The sequence below is a fragment of the Methanolobus zinderi genome (genome assembly GCF_013388255.1).
GTDB lineage: Archaea > Halobacteriota > Methanosarcinia > Methanosarcinales > Methanosarcinaceae > Methanolobus > Methanolobus zinderi.
This window is the reverse complement of record NZ_CP058215.1, coordinates 605,867-619,798: the sequence shown is the minus strand read 5'-3', so window position 1 is coordinate 619,798 and position 13,932 is coordinate 605,867. Positions and strand designations below refer to the sequence as shown.

Below are 13,932 nucleotides of genomic sequence, written 5' to 3'. Positions count from 1 at the left end.
CCTATCTTTTTTACAGCATACACATATATTCCAGATGGAATATAGATTCCATAGGAAAAATACATATTTTATAAAGCAGAATAATTTCTGCATACATTAATGAAGGTGTCACAATCAAGACAATAGTAGACTTACATTCACACACGACATTTTCCGATGGTGATATGCAACCCGGGGAACTGGTGGGGTATGCTTCAGAACTGGGGTTGAAGGCATTAAGTATCACGGACCATGATACTGTGGAAGGTCTTGACATTGCTGAAAAGGAATGTGAAGGCAGAGGAATTGAATTCATACCGGGTATAGAATTTACCACAAAACTTGACATCCCACAAATGGAATTACATATTCTCGGTTATGGTTTTGACAGGGAGGACACGGAGCTTCTCAAAAAAACAGATGAAGCCAGGAACAATGCCTTCAAATATGCCAGAAAGGTATGTTCTATGCTGGAATCCTACGACTGGACAATCGATTACTCAGTACTTGAAAACGCCAGCGGGATATTAACAAAACACGACATCTGTACATCTGTTCTTAAAGGCGACATAACTAACTACGATTTCCATAACGAGTGGCTGGGTGAAAATTCAAGGTTCTATGTTGAAATAGAAAAATTCAAAGCCGAGGAAGCTATCAGAACAATACATGAAGCAGGTGGAAAGGCAATCTGTGCACACCTGTTAAGGAGTCTGGACATGTTTGGAAGTACGCAGATGCTGTCCACTGTAGCCGGGTCATTGATCCATGGCGGCATTGACGGATTTGAAGTATTCTATGGTAACAGTACAAAGAAACAGATAGAAACTATGTATAATATCTGCAGGAAACATGATCTTCTGATGACAGGGGGCTCTGACTTTCACGGGCATGCAAGAAAGGGTCGCTGCTCACTTGGAGGATACAACACATACGGAATCAATTACAACCAGCAGAGACTGATCGACATGCTCCGCATAAAAAGAACCGGCATCGGATCATTTACGGAATCCGCAAACAAAGAGCGTGTCCTGCAAAAAGTATAAGGAAATCTATTTCAAGGTACATACCAGTCAAGCGGGATCACCGCTTCGTCATTCTTTTTCTTTTCAGCCATTATAGGATAGCCTGTATCAACATCCTCCAGGAGTTGCACGATCAACCCGCAGCTTTCACCTTTCAGAATATACTGGACCACACTTGCTTTTGTTTCCACAGGAGCACCCTTTGATCCCCATTCGGGTATTCTGATTTTTATTACATCACCGATATTCGGAGGAAGCATGTCTTTGAATTTTTCAACCTTACGGAGCTCAAGTGGATATCCTGTTCCCTCAAGATTGTTTTCAACCTCATGCAAATCCAGCTCCAGAGCAGCAGCTATTTCCTCATTGGAATAACCCTGCTCATAAAGAAAGCCGGTTGATCCTTTTTTCATATGATCAAGATCGGAATACAGGACCGGACGCGTTCTGCACATCTCTTTCATTTTTTCTATTTTTTCACTATCAAATTCATTTGCCATTATCTAGCTCCTGCAAGTCATAGATTGAACCTTGCTACCTGTTCCTGATTGAACACCTGACTCAAACCAGTCAAGAATGGAGAACATCAGAGATGCAGATCCTTTGACAAAATCTTGTTTTGAAATTATAGCATCCTCATTCTGGATATACCGATCATCCACAAGATCGTTCCTGCAGTTTTCCACCAGATCATGAATACTTTTTTCGTCAGTCTCAGGATGAAACTGTACAGCAAGCACATTAGCACCATAAATAAAGCCCTGTTCCCTGCATGCGTCACTTTCAAACAGACGGATGGCTTTTTCGGGAAGTTCAAAGGTATCACCATGCCACTGGAATGCAGTGAACTCATCGGGAAAGCCGGAAAGCAGACCAGCTACTTCATATTTCCCTGTCAATCTTACTTTATGCCAGCCTATCTCCTTATATCTGTTTTGTGTTACCTTCGAGCCAAGTATTTCAGCAAGCATCTGTGCCCCGAAGCAGATACCAAAAACTGATTTACCAGTATCGAGACATTTTTTCACGAATTCCTTCTCCGGTTTCAGCCAGGAAAAACTGTCTTCCTGGTATACGCTCATAAGACCTCCCATTATAACAAGCAGATCAAATTCATCCGGGTCGGGAAAGGTATCACCCGCATATGGCATACTCTTTGAAAGGGTATGACCTCTGCTCAGGACCCACTGATTGATATTACCTAAAGTCTCGAATTCAAGATGCTGTAAACAATGTATCCTCATTGCAATCCACTCGTATCCATAATCAGCAGCATTTTAAACACTTTTTGGACATTTACCTATATTACTCAGTACAAAAGTACTCTCCCTCGAACCGGAACTTCCGGTAGATCTCACAATCCTTACAAAGGCATCCTGCTTTCTTACCAAAGGCCGGACTTTTGCCCTTTGAACAGAACATGTACTTCCCTTTTTCAGGATACGAGGGGCATGAAGGACATCTGCAGCCCTTTGAATGATGATAGGAAGTGCAAACTCCGAAATATTTTCCCTGTTTATCAGACACGAATATCCTCCTCAGTATTCATACAACGAACTGTCCTTTCTGCCAGTCGTTTATAATCCTGATGGCAGTTCTTGTTTCGTCAATCTCTCCTTTTTTCTTCAGGAAATTGTTGCGCTTGCCTATAGCCTCAAGGGATTCATAGACATCCAGGTCCCCTATATCGACCTTATAGAATGATTCCAGTTCAGCTTTGTTCTCAGAGCACATGACTTCTATTATCTTCATCGCCACACCGACAGTATCCTTTAAGTGAGTGGCATCTTTTATGCCCAGAAGACCCTGCATAATCTCGTCGAACTCATTTGAGGGAATTACCCCCGGAGTGTCGATGAACTTGATACGGGAACCTGCATTTACATGTTGCACACCCTTTGTGTGGCCTGATATAGAAGAGGTTCCTGCCTTATGTTTTCCACTTACACCGTTGATTACCGAGGATTTGCCCGTATTGGGATAGCCAAGGCAGCCTACAAGGATATCACGATCCATGATTGTGGAAGCCTCCACAACTTCCAGGATCTTGTGTCGCAGGATGGTCGTGCCGAACCTGTCTTTCCCTGATACGAATACTGCAGGGACAAACTTTGAAAACCTACTTTTTGTCTTTTCAAGTTTCTCTTTTGAAACAAGGTCACATTTATTGAGAACGATAATGAAGGGTTTATCTGCGCGAATTATTTGCTCTTCGACATAATTGTTTCTAGTCTCGTCAGGAAAGCGGGCATCAACTACTTCCAGAAGTATGTCTGCCCGCCTGATCACATCCATGACCAATGCCCGATAACTTGCCATGATGTTGCTATACAGTCAGAGAATATAGAAGTATTGCAGTTAAACGACTGGGCAGTACAAATGTTTATCACGCAGGCTTGCAGATTATTGATGGAGTTTAATAGCATGAAATCCATTTCCATTGATCCCCAGACATGTACGAATTGTGGCACCTGCATGGAAATATGTCCACTGAGCCTGATCATCCCGGGCAGTGAGGGCATGCCTTTCATGCCGGACGAAGTGGGAGCGTATTGCACGAAATGTGGCAATTGTGAAGCTTTTTGTCCTGAAGGTGCGATTACACCTCAATTTAAAACCACACACCCAATAATATCTGAAGATGACGTGCATGCAATTACGCCCGGTCAAATGGGAGTCTACATGCGGCAACGTCGATCAATTCGTAATTACAAAGACAGGATGGCAGACAGGGAAACGATAGAGGAGATTCTTGATATAGTCCGCTACTCACCATCGGCAATGAATAACCAGCCCGTACACTGGCTTATTATCCATGACCCTGATGAAGTGCGCAAGCTTACACGCCTTAGCATCGAATGGATGCGTAAAATCCATGACAGTGAGCAAATGCACCCACTGAAGCCCGTGGTGCCTTCACTCATTGAAGCCTACGAAGCCGGAAAGGATCCCATATGTCGCGGAGCACCACATGTAGCAATAGCACACGCCGCCGAGGCAAACCCCATGGCTTTTACGGACAGCATAATAGCCCTTTCATGGTTTGAGCTTGTAGCCCCGGCATTTGATCTGGGGACCTGCTGGGCAGGATTTCTGAAAATGGCTGCATCAGAACATGAGCCACTTATTAAGGAACTGGACCTGCCCGAAGGACATGTAGTCCAGTATGCAATGATGTTTGGATATCCGAAGTACAAAGTACAGAACATACCCGGAAGAGAACCTGCCAGAATAAGCTGGAAGTAAACACATTACAGGAGAATAAATCCATATGAAAACGATATTAAATGAAAACTGTGAAAGATGTCCGAATATGTCAGGCGGACAATGCCAGAGCATAGAACAGGTATATTCCATCCTGAAAGAAGATCCTGAGCAATCCATTAACCCGGATTATGAAAACTATGCGCAACTATTTACCGAATGTAAGGAATTTCCCTGTAAGCAGATAAAACTCGGACCGATAAGTTGCAGCTACTGCCCTTATCTCGAGGGCAAGGCTTACTAATCACTATTTAGTTCTGTCCCGTTGCATACCTTTCAGCTCTTTTTTTATTTTACAAATACTGTTGAGGATGAGAACATAGCAATAACGATTGCTGTGGCCTTAAATTGACATTACAAATTATAACACATGTATATTATTTATTTTAGATAAAATATCAATATGTTTAAATGTCATTAAATCCTGAAATAATTGATAATTGTTACAAAATGCAATTAAGATCTGGAGGGGTGATCTATCGGAGATGTGTGCAGATAATGAAAAAACCCTTACTTGATGTTATATTCGCATCCGAGAAGAGAAAGAACGTGCTGCTGCTTCTTGGCAGCGGACCCAAAAAGATGGAGACCATACTCGACCATCTAAAAACCACCAGGCCCGCATTATTGCCTCAAACAAGGATACTGGAAGACCATCATCTAATAACCCAGTTTGATGATATTTACCAGCTGACAACTATAGGAAAGCTGCTGATAAGACAGGTCGAGCCACTTTTGCTTACCGTTGATGTCCTGGACGAGGATATTGATTACTGGGGAAGCCGTAAGCTGGATTTTCTTCCCGAGCACCTTCTGGAAAGGATCGGTGAGCTTTCAGACAGCATGATAACAGAACCTGAATCCATGGATATACATGACATAAACCATGAATTCTATGAGAGGTCTCTGGATTCTAAAAATGTATACTTTATCTGCAGATTCGTATATCCGAACTTTGGACAACTGGGCAAGGAATGGATAAAGAACAGAACGAATGTATCAATCATTGTTGATAAAGGATTACTGGAGAAAATAAGGGATAGTTATGCAGATGTGTTCAGAACTTTCATAAAAAGCGGTTATGTCAAACTCTTTCTATATCCGGAAGAGATCCGGTTTATGAAATTCGGTCTGACGGATAGTGCATTCTTTTTACTTTTATTTAACCAGAATATAAGATACGATAATAAATATCTTCTGAGTTTCAGTCAGAGTTCACTGGAATGGGCAAAAGAACTCTTTGAACATTACTGTAAAGAATCTACACCAGTACCAGTAGAAGATATTTGAGAGAGAGAGAGAACTCAGGCTAAAACAATAATTCGTAAAATTGATGGTGCGGGAGGTGTGATTCGAACACACGAACTCCTACGAGACTAGGCCCTGAACCTAGCGCCTTTGGCCTGGCTGGGCAACTCCCGCAAAGTGAATGCTGTTTAGTAGTGCTTTTTCTAGTTAAAGTTTGTGTTTGAAAAAGCAATTCAGCACATTAATTTCAACAGCAGAGCCTTCTGGGCATGCAGGCGGTTCTCAGCCTGGTCGAAAACCACGGAATGAGGACCATCCATGACATCCGCAGAGATCTCCTCGCCACGATGTGCCGGAAGGCAGTGCATTACTATTACATCCTGCATTGCAAGATCCACCAGTTCTGAATTGATCTGGTATGGCATGAGTTCCTTCAGACGTTTTTCACGCTCATCCTCATCGCCCATGGAAATCCACACATCGGTGTACAGAATATCCGCATCCTTTGCAGCTTCTGCGGGATCCTGAGTTATCGTGACCTTGCCACCCAGTTTCCTTGCCTGCTCCACTATATCCTCATCAGGCTCGTATCCGGCCGGACATGCCACTGAAATCTCCATACCCACCAGTGCACATCCGAGTATTGCGGAATTACAGACATTGTTACCATCACCAATCCAGGCATATTTAAGACCCTGGAGCCTGTTCTTGTATTCACGTATGGTCAGCAGGTCAGCGAGTATCTGGCATGGGTGTTCAAGATCCGAAAGAGCATTTACAACAGGTACAGCTGAATGCTCGGCAAGTTCCTTCACCGTATCATGACTGTAAACCCTGGCAACTATACAGTACAGATACCTTGAAAGCACAGCAGCAGTATCTGCCACGGTCTCACCTCTGCCAAGTTGCATATCCCTGGTGTTAAGATATAATGCATGACCTCCAAGGTCCGACATGGCGACCTCAAAGGAAACCCTGGTACGTGTGGATGATTTCTCAAATATCATCCCCATACTCTTATTCTTGAGAAGGTCCGTAACCTTTCCCTTCAGGCGCTTTTCTTTCATATCCGCTGCCATGTCAAGCAATTCGATTATCTCTTCATGGGAAAGATCGGTCATCGATAGCAGGTGCTTCATGGTATCATTCCGTAAATCATGTAATCAGTTTCCGCGTATCGCCTTCATATGGTCGATACGTCTCTGTATAAGATCCTTTTTACCTATATCCCGCCTTGAATGCAGGTCACCGCTTATGTTCTCAAGCGCGTTCTGGGCGATCTCCTCAGCCCCGGCAATTGAGTCGGCCATACCTACAACGGCCACAGCCCTGGATCCGGTGGTGTAGACCTTGTTGTCCTTTTCATAAACACTTGAATAGAATAACAATGCATCGCCGATATCACCCACAACTACTTCCCGGTCTTTCGTAGGGTTGTCCGGATATCCTGCGGGAACGGCATATTTACATACGGTGGCTTTTCCGCTGAACTTTACATCCAGTTTGTCAAGGGTTCCGGTAACCATTGCAGAGAGCACATCCACATAATCGGTTTCAAGAAGCGGAAGTACGTTCATTGCCTCCGGATCACCGAAACGGGCATTGAATTCGATCACCTTCGGGCCATTGGCAGTTATCATGAACTGGCCATAGAGGGTTCCTTTGTAACCCACGCCTGTAACTTTTTTCAGTGCGGCCACTGTATCCTTCATGATCTGTTTTGCCTGGATGACATCATCCTCGATCAGGAAAGGCAGCAATTCACCCGGTGCATTGTATGAGCCCATGCCACCCGTGTTGGGACCAAGGTCACTTTCAAAGGCACGCTTATGGTCCTGTACTGTGGGCATGAAAGCAAGATGTTCACCGTCAACAAATGCCTGAAGTGTAAATTCCTCACCCTTAAGGTTCTCCTCGACAACTACACGATCCCCGGAAAGAAGACCTGCGGCATATTCTTTGGCTGCATCGATATCAGGAAGCTGGTCACCCATGACCTTAACACCTTTTCCGCCGGTAAGACCCGCAGGTTTGATGGCAACATCGCCGAGCTTTTCGATAAAAGCAAACATCGCTTCCTTTTCATTAAAGACCTCGAACTCAGGGCAGCCTGCAATATTGTTATCCTTCATGAAATTACGCGCCCATGCCTTGTTGAACTCGATCTCTGCAACTGCCTTTTTCGGACCTGCGGTACTGATACCCGCATCCTCGAGCGCATCGGCAAGCCCTGCTGCAAGAGGAGCCTCCGGACCTATCACTGCTATCTGGATATTGTTCCTGACAGCAAACTCAACTACCTTCTCCACATTGGTTTCCTTCTCCAGAAGGAAATCCTCACATAAGTGTGCAATTCCGGGGTTCTTCTTGGACATCACTGCATAGATATAAGGGTCTTTCCTGCTCCTTGCGAGCGCTGCTGTTATGGCGTGCTCCCTTCCGCCGCCACCGACTACTAGAATGTTCATGCCTTAAGACCTCGTTTTAAAAATATTGATATCAAACGTTTAATAATAACCTGCCAGATGCCAGAATGTGATTTCTTTACCTTATTGCTTAGTAGGAATTAGAATAGCACAAAGTTCAATTTCTTAAAATAAATAATTTACCATTTTACTTACAGGACTATTGCGAGGATGAAACGAGTTCACCTGCCCTGACAAGGGGAATAAGCCGTACATCCATGGAATCCAGGTTTTCAGATGCGCCGGATTCACGGTCCACTACAGTCACCACAGCTTCCACTATCGCACCTTCTGAACGAATCGCCTTAATGGCATCACTGACAGAGCCCCCGCTTGTGGTTACATCCTCAAGCAGCACAATCCTGGAGCCTTCCCGGACATCGCCGACAAAACGACCGCCAGTCCCATAACTTTTATCGGACTTGCGTATCAGCACCAGAGGAAGTCCTGATTCAAGGGATACTGCAGTTGCCAGCGGAACACTGCCAAGCACGACCCCGCCCACAGCATCCGCATGCATCCCGCGGATGACCGTGCTGGCTTCCCTTGCAATCTTTTTCAGGGTCACCGGATCCGTACTCGCCTTTTTGATGTCCACATAATAACTGCTTTTCTTTCCGGAAGCAAGTGTAAAATCTCCGAACCTGACAGCCCCGCATTCTTTCAGGGCATTTATAAGTGACTGTTTGCTATTCAAGGATTCCTGCATGATAAACACAACTCTGAATAAGTTCCATCTATAATTTCGATCTATCTGGTTCCAGTTACTAGGTTGATGTCGAATATAAGTCTCACCATTTAATTTCATATCCTGCCTGATAAAAGTAACATATCACCACGGTTCCTTTTTCACACCGATAAGATATCCTATTACATTGGTCACAAAATGCAGCAACGGAGTGATTATCAGCACCGCAAGGATAACCTGATAGGTGAAATTCTCAGAAAACCATACAGGGGAGGCAAGATATGTTAGCAGCCATGCTCCCAGCACAAAATCAAGCTGGTCTATCACCGGCAGGGGAGCACCTCTTTTGAAACCAATTCTTCGCTTGAAAAAGCTCATGAACATGTCACCGAAAAGAGAACCGAAGGCAAGTGTAAAGAGGACCACAAGAGCACCGGGAAGTTCTCCGAATGAGGGTAGCTCAACCCCGAATAAGAAATCGTTGATTGTCAGGTAATATGTCTGAAGCAGGCCAAGAAGCATTCCGCATATGGTTCCTGCCAGAAGTCCCCTGTAGGTCTTCCCGTCACCGAGTATCCGGCGCCCGTCTCCAAGCTTTCTGCCACCATCAATTGGCTTACCACCACCAAATACAGCAGCAGTCGAGTTAGGGATGTAGGCCGGAAGCATAAGCCACATCGCAGTAAGCACAATATCGATCATATTAATCATAACTCGTTTTAAATAATAATCCAATGCTCTGCATGAGAGCATAACCAATATATAAATTGTCGCAATATCCAACTCAGACTTTAGATATATATATCTTGTAGACATTGGCAGGAAAGAGATGAAAGGTAAAAAACCTCTTCTTACATCAAAGAACACAATGTTTGCCACTGTGCTTGTATTCCTGCTGCTGGCAACAATAATCATGATGGGAATGATCACCCCCCTTATCGCAAAACTCACAACCGGAGTGGAGGTCAGCCTTGAACCCGATTATTTTAACAACAGGACAGCTTTACCTACCGCTGCGCTGGTACTCTTACTCAGCACCTGTCTTCTTGTGGGATACATGGGACAGAAGAACACACTTGTAGTGGTAGGTGGTTATGCTTTACTATCAGTTTTCTTTGCCATCATATCGCCTTTCGGAAATCTTCCAATTGACGTATCCGTCCCTATCATCTCTGTTGCCCTGATGGCGACGATCTATAAGATCGGAAAAGCCCTCGGCAGAGATTCATTCCGGGGAAAGGCACGCGGTGTGAGTGCACACCTGATACACCTGGGGATACTGTTCATACTACTCGGCATCGTGCTTAGCTCGAACATGAAAGTAGAAGGAACAGGCGTGGCATCCCTGGAAGAAGTTGCCCATTTTGAAGGACAGGATTACGTACTCAGGATCACAGGCATGGATTCTTCGTACAGGGGAGAAGCATATCAGCAATATCCCGGATCATCCTATGTTACCCGGATCGACTTTGACATCTACAAGAGAGGAGAATACTTCCGGGAGGGTGAGATGGAATATATCACTGACTTCAAGTGGGGACAGAGCTACACCACGACTTATATCCACAGAGGACTCACGGAAGAGCTGTTCATTGCTCCCAGGGTAGTTGACCTTCAGGAAGGCAGAACAGACATCTATATGCGGACCGTACCCTTCATAAATTTCCTCTGGGGTGGTATGTATCTCATGGTCATCGGAATCGTCCTTCTCCTGATAAGCGACCGTCACAAAGACGGCAGGCTAAAACAGGAAAATGAGAAGAAAAAGACAAAGGGAGCCAGAAAATGAATTTTGGAATGATACTCATCTGGCTTGCGTTCATCACAGCTCTGGGAGCCACGGCATATTCTCTCTTGAAGATAAGGACCGACAGGCAGAAATTCGGTATGCTCTCAAAGAAACTGGAGATCGCATGTGCCGTAACAGTGACACTGGCAATGCTTACACTTATTTTACAGTTACTCTCCGTGAATGCATCCTATGACTATGTGTTCAGCCACTCAAGCACTGATCTTGCCTGGTATTACAGGATATCGGCATTATGGGCCGGCCAGGAAGGATCAATGCTGCTCTGGGCCTGGGCAATAACGATGATACTTCTTGTGGTCCAGTATACCGGCTCAACAAAGCAGCTTGCAGGTACCCGGTTGATGGACCTTACCAGGATGACATCCCTTGGAATCACATCAGTCTTACTGCTGTTACTGGTTTTGAAGAACCCCTTTGCAGCATACCATGTAGTTCAGGATGTCGGGGTTGAGCTGACAAACTGGAATCCCTTTGTCACACTCTATGATGTGGCATACGGCCAGGGCATGAACCCCCTGCTCCGCAACCCCTGGATGGCAGTACACCCACCTGTACTTTTCCTGGGATATGCCGCATTCACGATACCCTTTGCAGCAGCAATTGCAAACCTTGTCATAAAGGATGAGAGATGGACGGATATAGCAAGGGACTGGATGCGTGTGGCATGGCTTTTCCTTACACTGGGAATCGGCCTTGGCGGTTTCTGGGCATATGAAGTACTTGGATGGGGAGCATGGTACTGGACCTGGGATCCCGTGGAAACCTCGTCACTCATTCCCTGGATCACAGCCACCGCTTTCCTGCATGCAAGAACACGTGCAACTTACGGAGAATACCAGTTCCTTGCACCCCTGCTTGCGGTACTCTCGTTCATACTGGTGATATTCGCAACCTTTGTTACCAGAAGCGGAATGTGGGCATCGGTTCATTCATGGCAGGATTTCAGCCTTGAGGGACTGGTAATAGCTATCTTCCTTGTGGTATTGACAGGCAGCAGTGTGGTCCTGCTTGCAAGAAGGTACTTTGAGGATGAGGAATAACCCTCAGACTCTACTACTGCTTTTATTTCATTTTTTATTCTTTGACAGCAGATACATTGATCCTTCTGAAAGCCTCAAAATAAGTACCATCTGACTGTAGAGCAGCCTCTTTTGCCTTTTCAATCACCATGTCCCTGAAAAGAGCGGAGTTATCTTCCGGCAAAGCATTCATGAAAGGAACCAGACTTGGCTGCTCGATCCAGCCTGCAAACGATTGTTCATCAGGGAAATAACGGTCTGCATCTTCCATCCAGACCCTGTACTCCCTGAATCCTGCTGAGGACAGGATTTCTTCATAACTTTCTGCATGAGGCATATACCACGGCCATTCAAAATCATGCACGATCTCCCCGAACACACTACTATCCATGGATTCCTTCAGTATTCTTATAAGTGTAGGACAGTTGCCCTCTCCTGCGAACTGCATCCTTAGAATACCATTAGGTTTGAGAGAAGCATGTATTTTATGCAGCACACTATTATGATCTTTAATCCAGTGCATGGCCGCATTGGAGAATACAATATCGAATTCCTCTTTGAAGTTTATGTCATTGATATCCGACAGCAGGAATTCCATGTTCTCAAGCTTATGGAAGCGGGCTCTTTCAAGCATCGAATGGGAACTGTCAACCCCGACGACCCTTCCTTCGGGCACTCTTTCAGCAAGGGCTTTCGTGATCAGGCCATTCCCACAACCCAGATCGAGTATATGCTCCGAACCCTTAAGTCCAAGCTCTTCAATGACTTTCTCGCCCCATTCTTTCTGATGTAAAGAAGAACTCTCATACTTCTTACCATCAAAACCGCATCCCATAGAATTAGCGGCCTCCCTGGTCCTTCTCAGTAAAATCTTCAGTTTTCAGTTTGCCATTCTCCTCGATGAGAACTTCGATCTTCCTCTCAGCCCTGGCCAGTTTGCTGTTGCATATTCTTGCAAGCTTCATACCCTTTTCAAACAACTCAAGGCTTTCATCAAGAAGCAACTGGCCCCTTTCCAGCCTGTCAACCAGAGATTCAAGCTGATCCAGTGATTCCTCGAAACTCGTATCATCACAGATCTCTTCATCCCCGCCTTCCTGGCCTTCTCCGGTATCTTCAGGTTTTTTCATTGTACCTTCCTTTTACAGTTACATTAAACATGATCATCAGAAATTCCTTCCACTTTACACCGGATCTTCCCGTCACTGACTATAACACCGATATCATCACCTTCGGATACATCCTCTCTGCTGCGAATAACTTTATTGTCTTCTGTCCGGATCGCAATGCCGTATCCTCGCTCCAGTGTTTTGAGAGGACTCACTGCATTCAGCCGTCCTGCAAGACCACAGAGCTGGTTTTGTTTTGACTCTATTATCCTTTCGGAAAGCCGCCCCATCCTGAGCGTCAGCTCATCCACTCTCTGAGAGTTCTGGCGCAGAAAATCGTTCAGCTTTTCCGGCTCGATCCTGCTGCAAAGGTAGTCAAGCCTGTCCGAATAGTCTGAGACCGAACGTATTGCAGCCTGTTCCATACGCTGCGAAAGTGACAGGACATGTCTTTTCAGATCCATGCTGTCAGGTACTGCCAGCTCCGCTGCAGCAGAAGGTGTCGGAGCCCTGAGATCCGCGGTAAAATCAGCAATAGTATAGTCGGTCTCATGACCCACTGCGGATATTATCGGAACCCGGGATTTCGCAATTGCCCTTGCAACCACTTCCTCATTGAAGGACCACAGATCTTCCAGAGAGCCTCCGCCTCTTCCGAGAATTATCACATCCACATCTGTCCGGTTGAGCCACTCGATGGAAGATACAATACTTGCAGAGGACATCTCACCCTGAACGATGGTCGGAGCCAGGAGTACATCAACAGGATACCTGCGTCTGAGCACGTTCAGGATGTCATGTATGGCAGCTCCCGTAGCAGATGTGGTAACCCCGATCTTGAGCGGATACTTAGGGATAGGCTGTTTGCGGGACACATCGAACAGACCTTCGTCCTGTAATCTTATCCGGAGTTGCTCATATGCTTTATATAACTCACCTATACCGTCCGGTCGCATATCAAGAACCCGGAGCTGGTACTGTCCCCGGACCGTGTAGACATCCAGCGAGCCGAATATCAGCACGCGCATGGAGGATTCGGGATCGAATTTCAGGGATCTGTTAGTTGATCGGAAACTGACACAGTTTAGCTGGCTTCCTTTGTCCTTCAGCGTGAAATAGAAGTGCCCGGAGCTATGTTTGGTAAGGTTGGAGATCTCACCCCTAACCCATATCTGACCCAGCTGCGGATCATTTACCAGCAATTGCCTGATGTGATCGTTTAACTGTGATACCGTATAGATTCCCATTCTTGTACTCCGGCTGTTTTGAGAATGTTGTAATGCTATTATATTCTGAAGGAAGCTGTGTGAAAGTATTGTATTAAC

Annotated in this window: 17 protein-coding genes and 1 tRNA gene; 6 read left to right on the top strand and 12 right to left on the bottom strand. The window is 45.4% G+C overall.

What is annotated here, in order from left to right; translation table 11 throughout:
• Nucleotides 1-80 precede the first annotated feature (80 nt).
• Nucleotides 81-1,025 (top strand): PHP domain-containing protein, encoded by a 945-nt coding sequence (locus HWN40_RS03165; RefSeq protein ID WP_343044103.1) that lies wholly within the window; start codon nt 81-83, stop codon nt 1,023-1,025.
• A gap of 11 nt (nt 1,026-1,036) precedes the next feature.
• Here HWN40_RS03165 and HWN40_RS03160 read toward each other — a convergent pair whose 3' ends face one another.
• The 4 genes from HWN40_RS03160 to HWN40_RS03145 form a co-directional block, all read right to left on the bottom strand.
• Entirely contained in the window at nt 1,037-1,504 is a 468-nt protein-coding gene (locus HWN40_RS03160; protein ID WP_176964394.1) for a hypothetical protein, read from the bottom strand.
• A 3-nt stretch (nt 1,505-1,507) separates the two neighbouring features.
• Nucleotides 1,508-2,248: a type 1 glutamine amidotransferase gene (locus HWN40_RS03155; RefSeq protein ID WP_176964393.1), complete on the bottom strand. Its 741-nt coding sequence runs from the start codon at nt 2,246-2,248 to the stop codon at nt 1,508-1,510.
• Between the two features lie 61 nt (nt 2,249-2,309).
• Nucleotides 2,310-2,531, bottom strand: a complete 222-nt coding sequence (locus HWN40_RS03150; RefSeq protein ID WP_246275962.1) for a DUF2769 domain-containing protein — start codon at nt 2,529-2,531, stop codon at nt 2,310-2,312.
• Nucleotides 2,532-2,549: 18 nt separating this feature from the next.
• A complete protein-coding gene (locus HWN40_RS03145) occupies nt 2,550-3,323 on the bottom strand; it encodes a GTPase (RefSeq protein ID WP_176964392.1) in 774 nt (257 codons plus the stop codon).
• Between the two features lie 105 nt (nt 3,324-3,428).
• Here HWN40_RS03145 and HWN40_RS03140 point away from each other — a divergent pair, with 105 nt between their 5' ends.
• The 3 genes from HWN40_RS03140 (at nt 3,429) to HWN40_RS03130 (ending at nt 5,558) form a co-directional block, all read left to right on the top strand.
• A complete protein-coding gene (locus HWN40_RS03140) occupies nt 3,429-4,250 on the top strand; it encodes a nitroreductase family protein (RefSeq protein ID WP_176964391.1) in 822 nt (273 codons plus the stop codon).
• A gap of 25 nt (nt 4,251-4,275) precedes the next feature.
• A complete protein-coding gene (locus HWN40_RS03135) occupies nt 4,276-4,512 on the top strand; it encodes a hypothetical protein (protein ID WP_176964390.1) in 237 nt (78 codons plus the stop codon).
• 254 nt (nt 4,513-4,766) lie between these two features.
• Complete coding sequence (locus HWN40_RS03130) at nt 4,767-5,558, top strand: helix-turn-helix transcriptional regulator (RefSeq protein ID WP_176964389.1); 792 nt, start codon at nt 4,767-4,769, stop codon at nt 5,556-5,558.
• 44 nt (nt 5,559-5,602) lie between these two features.
• Here HWN40_RS03130 and HWN40_RS03125 read toward each other — a convergent pair.
• From HWN40_RS03125 to HWN40_RS03105, 5 genes are all read right to left on the bottom strand, one after another.
• A tRNA-Leu gene (locus HWN40_RS03125) sits at nt 5,603-5,690 on the bottom strand.
• A gap of 59 nt (nt 5,691-5,749) precedes the next feature.
• Nucleotides 5,750-6,655, bottom strand: a complete 906-nt coding sequence (gene argF / locus HWN40_RS03120; RefSeq protein ID WP_176964388.1) for an ornithine carbamoyltransferase — start codon at nt 6,653-6,655, stop codon at nt 5,750-5,752.
• 24 nt (nt 6,656-6,679) lie between these two features.
• On the bottom strand, nt 6,680-7,984 hold the full coding sequence (gene purD, locus HWN40_RS03115) for a phosphoribosylamine--glycine ligase (RefSeq protein ID WP_176964387.1): 1,305 nt from the start codon (nt 7,982-7,984) through the stop codon (nt 6,680-6,682).
• 157 nt (nt 7,985-8,141) lie between these two features.
• Nucleotides 8,142-8,690, bottom strand: a complete 549-nt coding sequence (pyrE, locus tag HWN40_RS03110; RefSeq protein ID WP_176964386.1) for an orotate phosphoribosyltransferase — start codon at nt 8,688-8,690, stop codon at nt 8,142-8,144.
• 123 nt (nt 8,691-8,813) lie between these two features.
• Nucleotides 8,814-9,371: a CDP-2,3-bis-(O-geranylgeranyl)-sn-glycerol synthase gene (locus tag HWN40_RS03105; RefSeq protein ID WP_176964385.1), complete on the bottom strand. Its 558-nt coding sequence runs from the start codon at nt 9,369-9,371 to the stop codon at nt 8,814-8,816.
• A 127-nt stretch (nt 9,372-9,498) separates the two neighbouring features.
• Between HWN40_RS03105 and HWN40_RS03100 the strand changes: the two genes are divergently transcribed.
• Together HWN40_RS03100 and ccsA are read left to right on the top strand one after the other, a co-directional pair.
• Nucleotides 9,499-10,458 carry a cytochrome c-type biogenesis CcmF C-terminal domain-containing protein gene (locus HWN40_RS03100; RefSeq protein WP_176964384.1) on the top strand — a complete coding sequence of 320 codons (960 nt, stop codon included), beginning with the start codon at nt 9,499-9,501 and terminating at the stop codon, nt 10,456-10,458.
• Entirely contained in the window at nt 10,455-11,519 is a 1,065-nt protein-coding gene (ccsA, locus tag HWN40_RS03095) for a cytochrome c biogenesis protein CcsA (protein WP_176964383.1), read from the top strand. The genes HWN40_RS03100 and ccsA overlap by 4 nt, the downstream gene beginning before the upstream one ends.
• Nucleotides 11,520-11,553: 34 nt before the next feature.
• Here ccsA and HWN40_RS03090 read toward each other — a convergent pair whose 3' ends face one another.
• The 3 genes from HWN40_RS03090 to xseA are packed head-to-tail and all read right to left on the bottom strand — an operon-like array spanning nt 11,554 to nt 13,854.
• Entirely contained in the window at nt 11,554-12,333 is a 780-nt protein-coding gene (locus tag HWN40_RS03090) for a class I SAM-dependent methyltransferase (RefSeq protein WP_176964382.1), read from the bottom strand.
• A 4-nt stretch (nt 12,334-12,337) separates the two neighbouring features.
• Complete coding sequence (locus tag HWN40_RS03085; protein ID WP_176964381.1) at nt 12,338-12,628, bottom strand: exodeoxyribonuclease VII small subunit; 291 nt, start codon at nt 12,626-12,628, stop codon at nt 12,338-12,340.
• A gap of 23 nt (nt 12,629-12,651) precedes the next feature.
• Nucleotides 12,652-13,854, bottom strand: a complete 1,203-nt coding sequence (gene xseA, locus HWN40_RS03080; RefSeq protein ID WP_176964380.1) for an exodeoxyribonuclease VII large subunit — start codon at nt 13,852-13,854, stop codon at nt 12,652-12,654.
• Nucleotides 13,855-13,932: the final 78 nt, after the last annotated feature.

Coding starts and splice junctions, on each gene's coding strand:
- HWN40_RS03160 (WP_176964394.1), bottom strand. CDS start 1,504: ATGGCAAATGAATTTGATAGTGAAAAAATAGAAAAAATGAAAGAGATG.
- HWN40_RS03155 (WP_176964393.1), bottom strand. CDS start 2,248: ATGAGGATACATTGTTTACAGCATCTTGAATTCGAGACTTTAGGTAAT.
- HWN40_RS03145 (WP_176964392.1), bottom strand. CDS start 3,323: ATGGCAAGTTATCGGGCATTGGTCATGGATGTGATCAGGCGGGCAGAC.
- HWN40_RS03140 (WP_176964391.1), top strand. CDS start 3,429: ATGAAATCCATTTCCATTGATCCCCAGACATGTACGAATTGTGGCACC.
- HWN40_RS03135 (WP_176964390.1), top strand. CDS start 4,276: ATGAAAACGATATTAAATGAAAACTGTGAAAGATGTCCGAATATGTCA.
- HWN40_RS03130 (WP_176964389.1), top strand. CDS start 4,767: ATGAAAAAACCCTTACTTGATGTTATATTCGCATCCGAGAAGAGAAAG.
- argF (WP_176964388.1), bottom strand. CDS start 6,655: ATGAAGCACCTGCTATCGATGACCGATCTTTCCCATGAAGAGATAATC.
- purD (WP_176964387.1), bottom strand. CDS start 7,984: ATGAACATTCTAGTAGTCGGTGGCGGCGGAAGGGAGCACGCCATAACA.
- pyrE (WP_176964386.1), bottom strand. CDS start 8,690: ATGCAGGAATCCTTGAATAGCAAACAGTCACTTATAAATGCCCTGAAA.
- HWN40_RS03105 (WP_176964385.1), bottom strand. CDS start 9,371: ATGATCGATATTGTGCTTACTGCGATGTGGCTTATGCTTCCGGCCTAC.
- HWN40_RS03100 (WP_176964384.1), top strand. CDS start 9,499: ATGAAAGGTAAAAAACCTCTTCTTACATCAAAGAACACAATGTTTGCC.
- ccsA (WP_176964383.1), top strand. CDS start 10,455: ATGAATTTTGGAATGATACTCATCTGGCTTGCGTTCATCACAGCTCTG.
- HWN40_RS03090 (WP_176964382.1), bottom strand. CDS start 12,333: ATGGGATGCGGTTTTGATGGTAAGAAGTATGAGAGTTCTTCTTTACAT.
- HWN40_RS03085 (WP_176964381.1), bottom strand. CDS start 12,628: ATGAAAAAACCTGAAGATACCGGAGAAGGCCAGGAAGGCGGGGATGAA.
- xseA (WP_176964380.1), bottom strand. CDS start 13,854: ATGGGAATCTATACGGTATCACAGTTAAACGATCACATCAGGCAATTG.